Source organism: Pseudohongiella sp. SYSU M77423, assembly GCF_029911965.1.
Classification (GTDB): Bacteria; Pseudomonadota; Gammaproteobacteria; order Pseudomonadales; family Pseudohongiellaceae; genus Pseudohongiella.
In genome coordinates this window covers 186,200-202,790 of the sequence record NZ_JARYTH010000006.1, presented here as the reverse complement: position 1 = coordinate 202,790, position 16,591 = coordinate 186,200, and the positions used below count along the sequence as shown (strand labels likewise).

At 55.3% G+C, this 16,591-nt stretch carries 18 protein-coding genes and 1 tRNA gene; 2 read left to right on the top strand and 17 right to left on the bottom strand.

Annotated features, from left to right (window positions below; all coding sequences use genetic code 11):
- Nucleotides 1–190: 190 nt before the first annotated feature.
- Both QGM61_RS13945 and QGM61_RS13940 read right to left on the bottom strand, forming a co-directional pair.
- Nucleotides 191–1,528: a M18 family aminopeptidase gene (locus tag QGM61_RS13945; RefSeq protein WP_281133315.1), complete on the bottom strand. Its 1,338-nt coding sequence runs from the start codon at nt 1,526–1,528 to the stop codon at nt 191–193.
- On the bottom strand, nt 1,529–2,227 hold the full coding sequence (locus QGM61_RS13940) for an FKBP-type peptidyl-prolyl cis-trans isomerase (RefSeq protein WP_281133314.1): 699 nt from the start codon (nt 2,225–2,227) through the stop codon (nt 1,529–1,531).
- A gap of 167 nt (nt 2,228–2,394) precedes the next feature.
- On the opposite strand from QGM61_RS13940, the gene QGM61_RS13935 reads away from it, so the two are divergent.
- Nucleotides 2,395–2,940: a hypothetical protein gene (locus QGM61_RS13935; RefSeq protein WP_281133313.1), complete on the top strand. Its 546-nt coding sequence runs from the start codon at nt 2,395–2,397 to the stop codon at nt 2,938–2,940.
- Here the strand turns inward: QGM61_RS13935 and QGM61_RS13930 are convergent.
- The 6 genes from QGM61_RS13930 to QGM61_RS13905 form a co-directional block, all read right to left on the bottom strand.
- Nucleotides 2,915–3,541, bottom strand: a complete 627-nt coding sequence (locus QGM61_RS13930; RefSeq protein ID WP_237134466.1) for a tRNA-(ms[2]io[6]A)-hydroxylase — start codon at nt 3,539–3,541, stop codon at nt 2,915–2,917. The genes QGM61_RS13935 and QGM61_RS13930 overlap by 26 nt on opposite strands.
- Nucleotide 3,542: 1 nt before the next feature.
- Nucleotides 3,543–4,781: a DNA recombination protein RmuC gene (locus QGM61_RS13925; RefSeq protein ID WP_281133312.1), complete on the bottom strand. Its 1,239-nt coding sequence runs from the start codon at nt 4,779–4,781 to the stop codon at nt 3,543–3,545.
- 20 nt (nt 4,782–4,801) lie between these two features.
- Nucleotides 4,802–5,818: an outer membrane protein assembly factor BamC gene (bamC, locus tag QGM61_RS13920; protein WP_237134468.1), complete on the bottom strand. Its 1,017-nt coding sequence runs from the start codon at nt 5,816–5,818 to the stop codon at nt 4,802–4,804.
- Nucleotides 5,819–5,968: 150 nt separating this feature from the next.
- Complete coding sequence (gene dapA, locus QGM61_RS13915; RefSeq protein WP_237134469.1) at nt 5,969–6,844, bottom strand: 4-hydroxy-tetrahydrodipicolinate synthase; 876 nt, start codon at nt 6,842–6,844, stop codon at nt 5,969–5,971.
- 94 nt (nt 6,845–6,938) lie between these two features.
- Entirely contained in the window at nt 6,939–8,048 is a 1,110-nt protein-coding gene (locus QGM61_RS13910; protein ID WP_237134470.1) for an AI-2E family transporter, read from the bottom strand.
- A gap of 6 nt (nt 8,049–8,054) precedes the next feature.
- Nucleotides 8,055–8,309, bottom strand: a complete 255-nt coding sequence (locus tag QGM61_RS13905) for a sulfurtransferase TusA family protein (protein ID WP_237134471.1) — start codon at nt 8,307–8,309, stop codon at nt 8,055–8,057.
- 111 nt (nt 8,310–8,420) lie between these two features.
- Here QGM61_RS13905 and QGM61_RS13900 point away from each other — a divergent pair, with 111 nt between their 5' ends.
- Nucleotides 8,421–9,884, top strand: coding sequence for a M48 family metalloprotease (locus QGM61_RS13900; protein ID WP_237134472.1), 1,464 nt, complete (start codon nt 8,421–8,423; stop codon nt 9,882–9,884).
- Between the two features lie 20 nt (nt 9,885–9,904).
- Here QGM61_RS13900 and nadA read toward each other — a convergent pair whose 3' ends face one another.
- The 9 genes from nadA to QGM61_RS13855 all read right to left on the bottom strand — a co-directional run bounded on the left by nadA (nt 9,905) and on the right by QGM61_RS13855 (nt 16,575).
- Nucleotides 9,905–10,957, bottom strand: coding sequence for a quinolinate synthase NadA (nadA, locus tag QGM61_RS13895; RefSeq protein WP_237134473.1), 1,053 nt, complete (start codon nt 10,955–10,957; stop codon nt 9,905–9,907).
- Between the two features lie 52 nt (nt 10,958–11,009).
- Nucleotides 11,010–11,084 (bottom strand) — tRNA-Lys (locus QGM61_RS13890).
- A gap of 74 nt (nt 11,085–11,158) precedes the next feature.
- The gene (queC, locus tag QGM61_RS13885) at nt 11,159–11,851 is read right to left on the bottom strand and encodes a 7-cyano-7-deazaguanine synthase QueC (RefSeq protein ID WP_237134474.1); all 693 of its coding nucleotides are present in this window, start codon (nt 11,849–11,851) and stop codon (nt 11,159–11,161) included.
- 49 nt (nt 11,852–11,900) lie between these two features.
- A complete protein-coding gene (gene queE / locus QGM61_RS13880; protein WP_237134475.1) occupies nt 11,901–12,542 on the bottom strand; it encodes a 7-carboxy-7-deazaguanine synthase QueE in 642 nt (213 codons plus the stop codon).
- A 4-nt stretch (nt 12,543–12,546) separates the two neighbouring features.
- Nucleotides 12,547–13,401: a tol-pal system protein YbgF gene (gene ybgF, locus QGM61_RS13875; protein WP_237134476.1), complete on the bottom strand. Its 855-nt coding sequence runs from the start codon at nt 13,399–13,401 to the stop codon at nt 12,547–12,549.
- A gap of 6 nt (nt 13,402–13,407) precedes the next feature.
- Nucleotides 13,408–13,941 carry a peptidoglycan-associated lipoprotein Pal gene (pal, locus tag QGM61_RS13870; RefSeq protein WP_237134477.1) on the bottom strand — a complete coding sequence of 178 codons (534 nt, stop codon included), beginning with the start codon at nt 13,939–13,941 and terminating at the stop codon, nt 13,408–13,410.
- A 60-nt stretch (nt 13,942–14,001) separates the two neighbouring features.
- Nucleotides 14,002–15,309 (bottom strand): Tol-Pal system beta propeller repeat protein TolB, encoded by a 1,308-nt coding sequence (gene tolB, locus QGM61_RS13865; protein WP_317622194.1) that lies wholly within the window; start codon nt 15,307–15,309, stop codon nt 14,002–14,004.
- Entirely contained in the window at nt 15,309–16,136 is an 828-nt protein-coding gene (locus QGM61_RS13860; protein WP_237134478.1) for an energy transducer TonB, read from the bottom strand. Before QGM61_RS13860 ends, tolB begins: the two co-directional genes overlap by 1 nt.
- A 4-nt stretch (nt 16,137–16,140) precedes the next feature.
- Complete coding sequence (locus tag QGM61_RS13855) at nt 16,141–16,575, bottom strand: ExbD/TolR family protein (protein WP_237134479.1); 435 nt, start codon at nt 16,573–16,575, stop codon at nt 16,141–16,143.
- Between the last annotated feature and the right edge of the window lie 16 nt (nt 16,576–16,591).

Sequence of the window (16,591 nt, the reverse complement as noted above, 5' to 3'; positions counted from 1 at the left end):
CTGCCAGAAGTTCCGTTGGTCCCTCCACCCCGACAAGCCATTTATGACCCGTCAGAGCAGAACATACAAGTTCCGCCACGCCGGGTGTGCGGTGAAAGGATGCGATCCGGGCATGATCTGCCACCCGCTACCCGGACCGCTCCCAACAGATACAAGATCTCAGTAACTCAGGCGAGGGCGAAAGCGACGATCAACGAACGAAGAAGCGACGCAGGGCCCGGGCGAGGTGCCAGCCGTCATCGCTGCCAGCCAGCTCCCGGATCGAGTGCATCCCATACGTAGGCACACCTACATCAACCGTCTCCACCCCAATACCAGACGCCGTAATCGGCCCGATCGTGCTGCCGCAACCCATGTCGCTGCGGACAACAAAGCGCTGCACCGGCGCATCGACCTCATCACACAACTGCGTGAATCTGGCCTGCGTGCGACTGTTGGTAGCGTAGCGCTGGTTGGCGTTGATTTTGATTACTGGCCCCTTGTTAAGGACGGGACCGTGGTTGGCGTCGTGTTTCTCTGTGAAATTGGGATGCAGACCGTGTGCGTTGTCTATAGACAGGAACAGTGAGCGACGAATCATGCGTTCGATGCTTTCAGCACTGCCCGCGGTTTCGCCGTCACGGTCACTGAAGCGGGCTGACAGTCTTGCCAGCACGGATCGCAGGAAGGGACCCTGCGCGCCGCAGGCTGACGCACTGCCAACTTCTTCGTGATCGTTGCAGACCATCAATGCAAAACCATTGCCCGATTTTTTTGCTTCCATGATTGCATCCAGACACACATAGCAACTGAGCAAATTGTCCAGTCGCGCCGAGGCGATAAACTCATTGTGCAGGCCAATCTGGGCAGGCGGCTGCGTGTCGTAGAAGAACAGCTCATGTGCCAGCACAGCGTCTACGTCGTTGATGCCCTGCTGCTCAGCCAGTGCATCAACAAGAAACGCGTCAAAGTCAAAATCCTTGATGGATTTGCCGTCACCGGCTGACAGAGCGAGCACCGGTGGCATTTCTTTTTGCGGATTGATGCTGCGGTTCTGATTTGCTTCGCGATCCAGATGGATGGCCAGACTGGGAACCGTTGCTATCGGTCGTTGCCAGTTCAATGTTGCCGCGTCCAGTGTGCCGTCCCTGCGTCTGAATTCAACCCGGCCAGCCAGAGACAGGTCACGGTCAAACCATGGCGCCAAAAGCACACCACCGTACACCTCTACTGCAAACTGCAGAACCGAGGCATTGCGCATCACTGCATTAGGTTTTACTTTCAGACAGGGGCTGTCGGTGTGAGCACCGGCCATCATGACACCTGACTCAGCAGGATCGCCGTCGCCCGTCACGAAGGCAATAATCGACGAATCGTTGCGGGTCAGTACATAGGCACGATTTGGCTGCAACTGCCAGGCGTCTTCCTCGTTGAGGCGTTCGAACCCGGCTTCCTGCAATGCCGCCAGCATGGTCTCGACGGCATGAAAGGGACTTGGCGAGTGCTGCAGAAAACGCAGCAAGCCGTCATTGAATCGCTGTTTATCCACTTACTGACCGTTAACCTCTAACAGTTCGACATCAAACACCAGTGTGGCGAACGGTGGGATTGGGCCTGAACCACCCGGACCGTAGCCAAGATCGCTAGGAATATAAAGACGATAGGTGTCGCCTGTCTGCATCAGCTGCAAGCCTTCGGTCCAGCCAGGTATGACCTGGTTCAGGGCAAACTCAGCGGGCTCGCCACGCGCGATGGAGCTGTCGAACACTTCACCATCGATAAAGCGGCCTTCGTAGTGGGCGGTCACAGTGTCAGTTGCAGTGGGAGATACGCCACTGCCATCACCGCGCTCCAGTACTTCGTACTGCAGACCCGATTCAGTGGTCATCACACCTTCGCGCTGGGCGTTTTCAGCCAGGAAGGCTTCAGATTCTGCACGCGATGCTTCGACCTGCGCCTGCTGTTCGTCCATCAGTTGCTGCTGGAAGGTCATCAGTGCGTTCATCATTTCATCTTCGGTCATCTGCGGTTCGCCATTGACCATGTCACGCAGACCCGCGATAAAAGCGTCGATATCAATCTGGTCGGTCAGACCCTGCATCATCAGGTTTTGGCCAATGTTGACGCCAACGCTGTAACTGATCTGGGTATCCTGGTCGGTCAGGTCAATGTCCTGCGCGTGCACTGGTGCGTTGACCATCAGCAGCGATACTGCCAGCCCCAGGCTGGAGGCGCGTAAAGTTTGCATAAAACGATTCCTGTTGCGGTGATTAAAGTACGCCGAGCAGTCTAAACTGACTATGAATGGATTACCAGTGTGCTTTCGCGGGGGCTGGGCATGCGTTAAGCTTATGCACTTGTCCCGGTTTACAGCGCACCGAAAGCGCTCAACATCTGACCCAGGAGTCGGCCGTTATGGTCTCAACGTTATCCAGCTGTTTGCGTGCGGCCAAATCTCCTTTGCTATTGACCTCGATGGCTATTGGCGTCCTGTTGCTCGGCGCCTGCAGCAGGCAGTTTTCGGTCAGCGTGAATCAGCAGACGCTGTACGACCCCCGACCCTACAGTGGCGTGGTTCGAGTCGCGGACCCGGGCCTGCAAAGCTGTATCAATGTCACCATGCGACAGAATGAGTACAACGACCCAGAGCAGATCAGTGTGATCGCCTGCCCGCTACTGGAGATTGCCAGCCTGGAAGGTATAGAAGCTCTGGAGGGTCTGCGCTTTATCGACCTTTCTGGCAATGAGCTGGAAACGCTTGATGCTTTGCAGCGGCTGCCACGGCTGACCTCTGTCAACGCGCCCGACAACCAGTTGAAGGATATTTCCGGCCTGCTTGTCATTGATACGCTGACCAGCGCAGTGCTGACTGGCAACCCCGCAATTCCCTGCGACCAGCTTGAAACATTAAGAGAAAGACTGGCGCAGAACCTGATCAGCCCGGAGAATTGCCAGTCGTGACAGCCGGCACGCCACTGTGGAAACGAAACTGATCGTCGACTGATTCAATCAGCTGTTTTTCAACCGCCAGAAATCTTTCCACGTGTTCATCAATCGGTGTATCACTGTATTGCTGAGCCAGAGACAGATAATCCCGGAAGTGACGTGCCTCGGACCGCAACAGGCTGCGGTAAAATTTCGCCAGCGTGTCATCGAGCAATGGCGCCAGACTGGCGAAGCGCTCGCAGGAGCGTGCCTCGACAATCGCGCCAACAATCAGTCCGTCGATCAGTGTGCCGTCGCGATCTGTCCGCATATGTTCCCGCAATCCGGCCGCATAGCGTGACGGGCCTATGCGTTGATAGGCTATATCACGCTGCGCCATGATGTTGACCACCTGTTCGAAGTGCAGCAACTCCTCACGTGCCAGTTGTGACATTTTAGTCAACAGCTCGGTATGGCTGACATAACGGTACATCAGGGTCATGGCGTTGGAGGCTGCCTTTTTCTCACAATTGGCATGATCAATCAGCAGCAGGTCCTGATTCTGCAGCGCCCAGTCCAGCCAGGCCTGAGGTGTTCGGCACGGTAAAAAAGCAATCAGTTCTTCGGTGGCACTCATTTCAATTCTCATCATCATCCAGGGCGGGCAACTGCTCGTCGGCCTCGGCCAATCGGTCCGCGTCAATCTGCTTGCTGGCTCTGGCACCCAGGGTTTTTAATCGCTCGACGCGCCCGATCAGATTGCCCTTGCCAGTCTGGAGTTTGCCGACTACCGATTCGTAGCTCTTCTGCCCCGCCTCCAGCTTGCGGCCAAGATCATCCAGATCGCTCAGCAAACCAACAAATTTGTCATACAGCGCACCCGCCTGCCGCGCGATCTCCTGCGCATTGCGGCTTTGATATTCATAGCGCCAGATATTGTGAATCGTGCGCAACGTGGCCAGCAATGTGCTTGGACTGACCAGCACAATGTTGCGTTCGAAGGCCTGATTAAATATCTCTGGTTCCTGCTGAAGGGCGGCGGAGAACGCGGGCTCAATCGGCATGAACAGCAACACAAAGTCCAGTGACTGAATACCGGGCAGATCCTGATAGCGCTTGTCACTCAACTGGCGAATATGATTGCGCAGTGACTGCACATGAAGTTTAAGCGCGCTGTTTCGCTCGGCATCATCATCAGCGCTGCAGTAGCGCTCATAGGCAGTCAGTGAGACTTTGGCGTCTATCACAACCTGCCGGTTATCGGGCAGCTGCACTATGACATCGGGCTGACTGCGTTGCCGCCCGGCATCATCATCGGCCTGGCGAAAACTCTGCTGAACCTGATACTCGCGTCCCTCTGTCAGGCCGGATGCCTGCAGGATGGAACTGAGGATGTATTCGCCCCAGGCGCCCTGCGTTTTGTTCTCACCACGCAGCGCTTTGGTCAGGTTGACGGCATCATCGCTGATGCGTGTATTGAGCTGCTGCAACTGGCGAATTTCTTTCTCCAGCGCAAAGCGCTCTCTGGCCTCGCGATTGTAGGTCTCTTCAACCCGCTTCTCGAAACCGCTGATTTTTTCCTGCAGTGGACGCAGTATTTCACCCAGACTTTGACGACTTGCTTCGGCGAGACGCCGGCTCTTGTCATCCAGCACATCATTGGCCAGCAGTTGGAACTGTTGACGAAGCTCTTCGCGGGATTGCTGCAGAAGCTGAATTTTTTCCAGGGTTTGACGCTGCTCTTCGTCCAGGCGAGTTTGCAAATGGACGATGTGCTCCCGGTAGGCGGCCGCGCGACGCGAACTCCAGAGCAGGCTCAGCAGCACACCGCCAAACAGACCAATGCCGCCGGCAGTCAATGCATACCAAAGCGGCACCAGCTCCGTCATCACGAGGGTCAGATCAGATTGTCGTTGATCGTACGCACCAGCAGATCCTGCTGATAAGGCGCCGGGGCTCCGTCGGATACTCTTGCCTCAACCAGAATCCCATCGGCAGTGTCGCTGAGCGTAACATCAAACTGGCGGGCCTCCACTTCTTCGTCGCGGCCAAACAGTCGCCCGAAAAAGCCTGGCTCTTCCTGATTCTCTGTGCCAGTGAACGACACGATGTAGCGTCGCTCGTCGCGATCAGAGCTCAGCAGCTCGATTTCAGCATTGCCGATCGCCTGACCGACCTGGCTCCAGGCACGATCAAAATCGATGCGCAGCTCCAGTCTGGTACTGCCCGATTCACTGTCATCCAGTCGCGCCTTGCCCTGCGCCTCGATACTGCCCGCGAGCATTGACACGGATGAGCCACGATAAATATCGGTGCGGTCAGCCAGGTACATGGACAGTGAGGCCAGCATGGTAGCTTCACGCTCCAGGTTTTCGGAATCAGAAGGCCATGTAACCGCCTGACCCTCGGCAGTTTCACCCTCATCATCAACCTGCAGGATATATACCTCAGAGTTGCCGGCGTGCAGACCAGGCTCGACGCGGACACGATAGCGATTGCGGACATCGCTATCGTCCTGCGGCACCCATTCGGTCTCAACAACACCAGCGACAGCGTCTTCGCTGGCGACAGGCAGGCCCTCGGTCGCAAAATAGTCCCGCAGCGTCGGCCACACCTGACCCGGAGTGGCTCCCACCACAATCCAGGCACGGTCGCCGAAGCGCTGAATCACAACACCCTCGCGGACCCGCGTGTCGATGGGTTTTGGTGCAGGAGGCACGACGTAGACTTCACGTTCGCCTGGCGCTTCCGGCGGAATATAGTAAAGCTGGTCGATCGTGTAGCTGTCGAGCTCAGCGGGTATGTCCATGACCGGTGTTATCCGGGCTTCCAGATATTCACCCTCGCGATCTCTGAGCCAGCCTTCATCCCCGCCGATTCCCAACCAGGAACAGCCCTGAACCAGCATTGCCATACTCAGTACTACTGCAGGTTTCAGGATAACACCTCGCTTGAACGTGTTTGATTGGAAAGCACCGGGAGTTCCGCACCCAGGCGAAATCTGCCGGGATGCGTTAAAGAACTGACTGCGTATTGGAAGCATACTCTTTCGACCTTGCCTGTATTAGTCCAGTCCCGCGTGGCGAATCGCCTCACGCAACGGAATGTGGTATGCCTTGTTAAGTGGCACCAGGGGCAGGCGAATGCCCGCTTTGATATGTCCGAGTTCACTCAGCGCCCATTTAACCGGAATCGGATTAGCTTCCAGGAACAGTGAGTTGTGCAGACCCGCCAGACGCGCGTTAAGCAGGCTGGCTTTTTCGTATTCACCGGCCAGCGCAAGCCGACACATCTCGTGCATCTGTGCCGGCGCAACATTGGCTGTCACGGAAATATTGCCTTTACCGCCGGCGAGGATCAGATCCAGTGCAGTAGCGTCGTCACCACTGTAAATGGCGATGCGATCACCACACAGGCTGATGACCTGCTGGCCACGATCCAGATCGCCAGTCGCTTCCTTGATACCCACAATATTCTTGATATCCGCCAGCCGTGACACGGTTTCCGGCAACAGGTCACAGCCTGTTCTGGAAGGCACATTATAAAGAATCTGCGGGATATCGACTTCTTCAGCGATCTTCTTGAAATGCTGATAGAGGCCTTCCTGCGGAGGCTTGTTGTAATAAGGTGTCACCAGCAGACAGGCATCGGCACCCTCTTCCTTGGCGGCGTGGGTGTAATAAATTGCCTCAGTGGTAGAGTTTGAGCCAGTACCGGCAATGACAGGGATGCGCCCGGCAACCGTTTTGACGGCACGCGCAATGACTGCACAATGCTCTTCCATGGTCAGCGTTGGCGACTCACCAGTCGTACCAACAACAACCACGGCGTCTGTGCCGCTCTCAATATGCCACTCCAGCAGGCGATCAAACGCTTCAAAATCGATGTCGCCATTTGGCAACATGGGAGTGACGATGGCAACAATACTGCCCTGTATCATGCATAACCTCTATAGTTTTCGGACTTGCTCAGGCTGCAGACTCTATCACACTGCAACCTTCTGACAAAAACCGCATTATACCCTGTGACTGGTATTAATCGTTGTGTATGATCCTGGCTGCTTCGTGATCCGGCCCGACAGCCTCATCATCCGGTGGCGCGTGGGTGGGCCAGGTGTTGACAATGGCCTTGATCAAGGTGGCCAGTGGGATGGCAAAAAACACCCCAGCCAGTCCCCACAGACCGCCAAACACCAACACGGCGGCAATGATCGCAACCGGGTGCAGGTTGACGGTTTCCGAGAAAATGATCGGCACAAGCACATTGGCATCCAGCAGCTGGATCACGGTATAGACCGCAAGAACGGTAAAAAATTCACTGCCCAGACCCCACTGCACATAGGCAACTGCCATCACCGGAAACACCACCACCGCCACACCTATAAAAGGTACGATGACAGAGAGACCCATCAGCACAGCCAGCAACAGGGTATAGTTCATGCCCAGTATCGTGAAGGCCAGATAACTGGTGCCGCCCACAATCAGGATCTCAAGCGACTTGCCGCGCACATAGTTGGCTACCTGAACATCCATCTCCTGCCAGATCTTGCGCATCAGCGGTCTGTGTCGTGGCAACAGGTTGGCCACCCAGTGCACCAGGGTCGTTTTGTCCTTCATCATGAAAAACACCAGCACTGGCACCAGAATCAGGAACATGATCCAGGAGAAAATATTGGGCAGGCTGGAGATGGAATAAGACAGCACATACTGGCCAAACATGGCCAGCTCACCCCGCAGCGTGCGGATGATGTCCTGAACCTGTTGTTGCGTCATCAGATCCGGATAGTTTTCCGGCAGCAGCATCAATAAGTTCTGACCCTCGCCGATCAGGCGCGGCAGCTCATTGATCAGCCTGGCCAGCTGACTCCACGCCTGAGGCAGGATCCACAGCAGCAAAGCCATGAAACCACTGATAAAAAGTGTATAAACAAGCACCACTGCCAACAGGTAGGATACGTTCAGTCGCAGCAGGGTGTTGACCATACCCTGTAACAGATAGGCGATGATCAGGGCAGCAATAAGCGGGGCTATGAAGGAGCCGATCGTCAGTAGAACCAGCAGCGCTGATATCAGGATCAGCGTGAAAATGATGGCTTCTTCATCGTGAAAATAGCGATCCAGGAAAGCCCGGAAAAATCTTCGCATGGGAACTCAGCCTTTTTTTATCCAGTAACAGTAGGATTGCTGCTGTTTTTCAAATGCCAGTATTTCGTGGCGACTTTGCTGGACAAACGCAAAAAAGTCACGCTCCGAGCCAGGGTCCGTGGCAACGACTTTCAGCACTTGCTGTGATGTCAGGGCATTCAGTGCCAGCTTGGCCTTCAGTAAAGGCATGGGGCACTGTAATCCGCTAACGTCCAACTCTTGATCTGCGACAGGTTCCATGCGGGGCATTTTATCAAGCATTGCCAGGCACTGCATAGCAAAAGCACATTTACTCCCGGAGACATCCCCCGGTTTGCGGAATTATTTGTGTTAATATCGGTCTATTATCGGGAATGCAATCAGTGGAATTCTATGCGCAGCATCCTTAAAAGTACCGCCCTCTCGGTGGCGATTGCCCTGAGCTGTCAAAGCCCGGCAGCGCTGGCTCAAAGTCAGTTGCCGACTCTCGGGGATCGCATTTCCGGCATTTTTTCTCTGGATGAGGAATATAAGCTGGGGCGTGACTTTCTGCGCTCGGTTCGACGCACGACACCCACCATCAGCGATCCGCTGATCAACGATTACGTCGTTAATTTTACGCATAATCTCGCTGTCCACAGTGATCTGCAGGACTATCGGCTCGCCTTTATTGTCGTGGACAGCCCTGCCCTTAACGCTTTCGCAACACCAGGTGGCGTCATCGGCGTCAACGGCGGCCTGTTTCTGAATGCACACACCGAAGGCGAGTTTGCCTCGGTGATGGCTCACGAAATCGCCCACGTCAGCCAGCGCCATTTTGCGCGCAGCGTGGAAGACGCGCAGCGCCGACGCATTCCGGAACTGGCAACACTGCTGGCAAGCATCGTGCTGATGGGTTCTGGCAGCTCGGCGGGGCCGGCGGCAGTCATGGCAGCGCAGGGTCGCTCTATCGAGAACCAGCTGCGCTTCTCCCGCCAGAACGAGGCAGAGGCTGACCGCATTGGCCTGCGGACCATGGTGGAGGCAGGCTACGATCCGGCCGACATGGCCAGCCTGTTTGAGCGACTGATGGATATGAGCCGTTTCAGCAGCCGCCCACCCGAATTTCTGTTGAGCCACCCGGTGACCGAAGCCCGTATCGCCGACGCACGCAGTCGCGCCAATCGTATTCCCTATCGTCCTTCTGCGACCGGCGACACCCTGGAATACCACCTGATTCGCGCACGCATCGAGGTGCACTATGCGAACTCCCCCGAAGCAGCGCTTGAAGAATTCAACAAGCGTTCGCGTAGTGCACGCTCAGAACAGGAGCGCAAAACTGCCACCTACGGCCTGGCGCTGGCGCAGCTGAAAGCTGAACAATATGGTCAGGCGCTGGAATCCATTGATTTGCTCCTGGCCAGTGACCCGAACCGTATCACCTACGTGGTAACGCGCGCCGACATTCTGACTCAGAGCGGCGAGCCACAACAGGCGCTGGACTTTCTGGATCGACATATCCGTATCAACCCGGAAAACCACCCGCTGACGATGACACGTGTTGACGCCCTGATCGAACAGCGCAACTACGCCGAGGCGGCGCGAATCATGGAACGACATGCCATCAATCGACCGGAAGATCACAACCTCTGGTATCAGATTGCGGAGACCCAGGGTCAGGTTGGCGATATCAGCAAAGTGCATCAGGCACGAGCTGAATACTTTATTCTGGTCGGGGATTTCCGCAGCGCACGCGAACAGCTCAATTACGCTCTGCGGATTGAAACCGATCGTGAACAGAATATTCCGCTAATCAGTCGTCTGCGTCAGCGGCTTGGGGAAGTGGAACGGATGCAGCGCGAACTGCAGGAGCGCTAGCTCGCGCAGTCAATCAAGAATCAGGCTTTACCTTTCACGGCCAGCTTGTGCTGGGCAGAAAAATCCAGCATACGTTGCAATGGAATCATCGCCTTACGCGCCAGATCAGCACTGACTTTGATTTCGTTACTGCCGTCTTTCAGCGACTGGTACATCGCCTGCAATGAATTCATTCCCATCCAGGGACAACTGGCACAACTCTTACAGGTCGCATCGTTGCCGGCAGTCGGGGCGATAATAAAATTCTTTTCGGGGGCCAGTTGCTGCATCTTGTAAAAGATGCCCTGATCGGTCGCCACAATAAACGTGTCGTCCGGCAGGTCGCAGGCGGCCTTGATCAACTGACTGGTTGAACCCACCACATCAGCCATCGCAAGTACGGATGACGGCGACTCCGGATGCGCCAGAATCTTCGCTGTCGGGTAAAGGGTTTTCATGTCGAACAGACCCTTTGCCTTGAACTCCTCATGCACGATACAGGCAGCGTCCCACAGCAACATGTCGGCGCCGGTTTTCTGCTCGATATAGTGCCCCAGGTGTTTGTCGGGCGCCCACAGAATTTTTTCGCCTTTTGCTTTCAGGTGCTCAACAACATCCAGCGCAATACTGGAGGTAACCACCCAATCGGCACGCGCCTTTACAGCAGCCGAGGTATTGGCGTAAACCACCACGGTGTGGTCGGGATGCTGATCGCAGAACGGTGCGAACTTTTCGATGGGACAGGCGATGTCCAGTGAGCAGGTTGCTTCGGTTGTTGGCATCAGGACGGTTTTTTCCGGGCTCAGAATACTGGCCGTCTCGCCCATGAAACGTACACCGGCGACCACCAGCACATCGGCGTCACAGTCGCGACCGAAACGCGCCATCTCGAGAGAGTCGGCTACAATACCATTAGTCTCTTCGGCCAGCGCCTGGATTTCCGGGTCGGTGTAATAATGTGCGACCAGAGTGGCGTTTTTCTCGCGCAATAATGCCTTGATCGCATCGCGATACTCGACACGTTGGGATTCACTCAGATCTGCTTTATGAGGGAGGTTTTCCAGATACTCCCTCACCAGCAGAGTATCGGACATCAGCTTGTCATCTGGCTGTGACGATTGGCTCATAATGCTCGCACAGATGAAGTGGTGGGGCGTGATGGATTCGAACCATCGACCAATTGGTTAAAAGCCAACTGCTCTACCACTGAGCTAACGCCCCAAAAGAGAGTGCGCATCATACTACGCGTGACAGAAAACTCAAGTATTTTTGCAAAAAAATTGCCCCATAAAGCATCACGCATAATGTGTCGGATCTGCAACACCTGCGTCCTCAAATCCTTTGCGGCGCAGTCGGCAACTGTCACAGCGGCCACAGGCGCGACCCTGCGCATCAGCCTGATAGCAGGAGACAGTCAGGGCGTAATCAACACCCAGGCGGTTCCCTGTTTCAATGATCTGCGCCTTACTCAGGGAGATCAGTGGTGTCTCGATTTTTATCGACTGACCTTCAACGCCAGCGCGAGTTGCCAGATTTGCCAATGCTTCAAATGCTGCTATGAATTCGGGCCGACAGTCTGGATATCCAGAGTAATCCAGCGCATTGACGCCGATAAAAATTGCCCTGGCTTCCAGCACTTCAGCCCAGCCAAGCGCATAGGACAGAAATATGGTGTTGCGGGCAGGCACATAGGTGATGGGAATGATATTGTCTTTAACACCATCTTCAGGCATGGCTACGGAGTGATCTGTCAGGGCTGAGCCACCCATCTGCCCCATACCGATCGGTATCACCAGATGACGGGCCACACCGGCCGCCTCCGCCAGGCGTCTGGCAGCCTCCAGCTCACTGCTGGCGCGCTGACCATAATCAAAGCTCATGGCATAACACTCGTAACCCTGCTCGGCGGCCAGCGCCAGACAGGTCGCCGAATCCAGCCCACCAGAGACCAGAATGACTGCTTTTTTCGTTGTCGGATGCTGTTCCACTAGCCTGCTCCGCTGCTGCCTGTCTGAAGGCTGTAAGTACCGGGTGATGTTATCGACCGGGCTCTTCACCCCAGATAATCTTGTGCAATTGTACCTGCATCCGGACCGCGAGTTTGTCCTCGAGTATCCACTGTGCCAGCTCGGCGTATTTCACCTGCTCATAGGATGGCGACAGCAGAATTTCGCGTACGCGATGACGCAGATCATACTGATCAATCTTGGCTTTGGCCCATTCGTAATCGCGCCGGTCACAGATCACGAATTTGATTTCGTCGCTTGATTTAAGATGAGCAATATTGGATTCGAGATTGCGGTCACATTCGTCTGAGCCCGGAGTTTTGAGGTCCATGACGATATTAACGCGCTGATCGACCGCAGATATATCCATGGCGCCGCTGGTTTCCAGCGATACTGTGAAGCCATTATCACAAAGCAGCGTCAGCAGAGGCAGACAATTTGGCTGCGCCAGAGGTTCACCGCCAGTTACACAAACATGTTTGGCGCGATTGGCACTCACCTGCTCAAGTATGTCGCTCAGGCTCTTCTGCTGCCCCTCATGGAAGGCGTATTCGGTATCACAGTACCCGCATCGAAGCGGACAACCGGTCAGACGGACAAAGGTGGTTGGCAAACCCACAGTGCTGCTTTCACCCTGCAAGGAGTGAAATATTTCATTAATTCGCAGGTTCACTGTATCAGTTCAGTGTGCGCAGATAGATATCTGCCAGATTGGCTGCTGAGGTATTCGGGAAGCGCGTTCTCACATCCTGCAGCATCTGACGGGCGCGTGTTATATCGCCCAGTTGATGGTAGACCGTACCGAGTGAATACATCGCATCTTCGATCTTGCGACCATCCGGGTAGTCATTGATGATGGTTTCAAATGCGCCACGCGCTTCTTGAAACATGGACAGGTTCACATAGGCCTGCCCTTTCCAGTAATGCGCATTGGTCACAAAGCGGCCACTGGGATACTGCTGGAGATACTGGTCAAACTGGGTGATCGATTGCTGATAGGCCTGTTGCTGCAGCAATGCATCCAGCGCCAGTTCATATAGCTGTTGCTCAGTCAACAAACCCGGCTGCATTGTGGGTGCCGCCGGGTTCGCAGAGGTCGATGATGAAACACCTGCAGCAGGTGATTGGGTCGCAGGCATTGATGAGGAACTGACAACTGTCGGATCATTCGCGATAGGTGATATGCTGGAAATATTACCTGCCACGCCTGAATCGGCTGCCGTATTACCACCAGCCGCTGTTGCAGTGCCTGGGACGGACATCGGAGCACTGCTGCTCACACCATCCAGTTCTTCGAACAATGTACTGATGCGGGAATCCAGGTCCGTATATCTGTCCAGAGAGTCCTGCTGCATTCGCTGAATATCATAGCCGTGCTCTTCCACCATGCCACGCAGCGTCTGGACCTCAGCTCGCAGTTCGCGAATCTGGTCAAGTAACAGCGACATGGCATCGTTGGATTGTGCCAAAGCCCCCGTGCTAAGCACGGAGGCAAGGGATGCACCAGCTATAATGGTCAGCAGTGGTTTCATTTTTTATTAACCGGCTGGTTTGATTTCCACGCGACGGTTCTGGCTGTAAGCCTGTTCAGTCTGACCGCGGACGGCGGGCTGTTCTTCACCGTAGCTTACTGTTTCGATCTGGTTGCGTGATGCACCATTTACGATCAGGAAGTCACGGATGCTGTTGGCACGACGCTCACCCAGAGCCAGGTTGTACTCACGGGTACCGCGCTCGTCAGCATGGCCTTCCAGACGAATACGGCTATTCGGGTTGGAGGCCAGGTTGCGTGCGTGTACAACCAGAGTTTCACGATCTGAAGGCTGGAACTCAGCCACGTCAAAATCAAAGTAGAAAACAGTTGTGTTCAGGGCAGCCTGCTCGCGGCGCTGCTGTTCCTGACGCTCACGCTCCAGACGCTCCTGCTCCAGGCGGGCTGCACGTGCTGCAGCTGATTCACCTTGAGACTCCTGGGCGACCGGGGTCATGTCTTCTGTTTCACTTGTAGAGCTACAGGCTGCCAGACCGAAAATGGTCAGGGCCAGAGCGGTTGTTCTTAAAATTGTGTTCATCTGCGTACCCAATGTAGTGTCCTCCAATAGACAAGCTAGCAAGATAGTGTGTGCAAAGCCTCAATTCAGGTACGGGGACCAGGACGGCTCCCGTACATCGCCCTGCGGGGATGGTAAACGGAACTTCACACGTCCGTCAATGGAGACGGCATCCAGCACGCCGCGCCCATTGTAGGTAGTACCGAACATGATCATGCTTCCGTTTGGAGCCACGCTGGGAGATTCATCTAGCGCCGTATCCGTCAGGGTTATAACCCGAGACGTTTCCACATTCATGATGGCCACACTGTAGGTATTATCCTGCCGTGTTTCCCGACGAATATGGACCAGGTTCACACCGTCTGGGAGGAACTGGCCCTTGGCGCAATAAAAACAGTCGAATGTCAGGCGTTCGGGGAAACCACCGCCATTAACATCCACCTTATATATCTGTGGCTGACCAGTACGGTCAGACGAAAAAAGGACACTCTGGCTGTCACGTGACCAGGCCGGCTCGGTTTCCGCGCGCGGATGATCGGTCAGGCGGCGCAGCTGGTCAGTCGCCAGGTCCAGTACATAGACGTCCGGGCTGCCATCTTTGGACAACACCATGGCCAGCTTGCTGCCATCCGGTGACCAGACTGGCGAACTATTGATGCCAGAGAAATTGGTAACCTGCCGCCGCTCCCCGGTCGCCAGCGTCTGTATATAGATGCGCGGCAGGTCGGTCTCGAATGACACATAAGCGATCTGACTGGCATCAGGTGACCATGCCGGCGACATGATGGGTTCGGGAGATTCCAGCAGAATCTGTGAACGACGGCCGTCGTAGTCGGCCATGTGCAGACGATAGGTCATATCGCCAATATTGCCTTCTGCCGATACGTACATGATTTTTGTCGAGAAAGCGCCGCGGCGCGCAGTGATCTGCTCGTAAATCACATCACTGATCTCATGGGCTATATCACGCAGCTGGGTAATGCTGCCAGTCAGCACTTCACCCATGACTTTACGTTCACGGTTAATATCAAAGAATTCCCACTGCACTTCCACCATCTGGCCACCAGGCACCGGATTGATCTTGCCAATCACCAGGTACTGTTGCGCAAGAATACGCCAGTCCCGGTAAAACACTTCAGCCTCTTCATCCGGAAGGCTGAGCATATTAGCTCTTGGCAAAGGCCTGAACTCACCCACCTGGGCGAGGTTATTGGCAATAGTCTGTGCAACATCTTCATCAGGTGGCAGGCCGCCACCCCATGTAAATGGCACAACAGCGATGGGGATTGGGTTATCCACACCACGGGTAATTTCGATATTCAGCTCGGCGGCCTGTGCAGCATTCCACACCAGCAGGCCAAGCACCAGAGTCATCACTTTGCGCATCATCAATTTAATAAGTCCTCCGGTCTGAATGTTAGTAGCAGCGTACGGAAGCTGCGCTCAAACATGCGCGGCGGCATCCCCTGCAATTGCTCAAAACGTCGTACAGCCCTCACCGCGTTTTCTGCCGAGCGATCAAACGCTGCATCTCCACTGGATCGGACGATCTCCACATCCACTATCTCACCCGTCGGTACCAGCCGAATTCGTAGTACGGCCGTCATATTGTTTCGTGCACTTGGCGGTCGAGACCAGTTGCGCTGGACCAGGTCGTGAATAATGGCGGTATATGCCATGACCTGCTCTGCTTCTGTTTCCGCGACTTCCTGCGCTGCGGCTGCCTGGGCCGCCTGTTCCTGCTGACGCTGCTGCTCCAGTCGCTGCTGTTCCTCGCGCCGCTGCTGTTCCAGACGCTCCTGTTCCAGCCTTTCGCGTTCCTGTCTTTCGCGCTCCAGACGCTCCCGTTCCTGCTGCTCGCGTTCCTGCTGTTCGCGCTCGCGCCGCAATTGCGCCTGTCGCTCCTGCTCCTGACGTGCCGCCTCCTGCCGGGCTTCTTCCTGCCTGGCTTGCTCCTGACGTCTGGCCTCTTCCTGACGCGCCTGCTCTTGCCGCTGCTGCTCCAGGCGGCGCTGTTCTGCCAGCTGTTGCTGTTGCACCTGCTGATTCCGCGTCTGTGGATTCTCCTCCACCAACAGCGCCTTGACGGCGGGCGGCCGCACAACATCCAGCACTTCCGAGTCGGCGCGCTGCATAATAAACAGCGAGCCGAGGATCAGGCCATGCAACAGCACCGCCAGTAGAACCGAAATTGGATAACCGTTAAACGCAGTCACAGCATCATTCCACGGGTTTGGTTACCAGATTGGGGCTGTTAACCCCAGCGGCGCGCAACTCCTCCATCAAACTGATGAACGGGCCGTATCCAGCCTGCGCATCGCCTTCCACAAAAATCTGAATGCCCGGATTAACCTCGACAATCTGTGCCACCTGTCGACCTATCATGGCCAGCTCAACTGCCTGCTGCTCGCCCTCCGCGGTCACGCCCAGACTGATGAAGTACTGGTTATCAGCGGTCAGTTCAATGACCAGCGTTTCCGCTTCTTCATCCAGTTCCAGCGGCTCTGAATTCGCCTCCGGCAAGTCGACCCGCAAGCCCTGGGTCAGCAGCGGCGCGGTCACCATGAACACAATGAGCAATACCAGCATCACATCAATGTATGGCACCACATTGATGTCTGACATGGGTTTGCGTTTTTTGCGTACGATTTCCATTAGCCGCTCCGGCTGA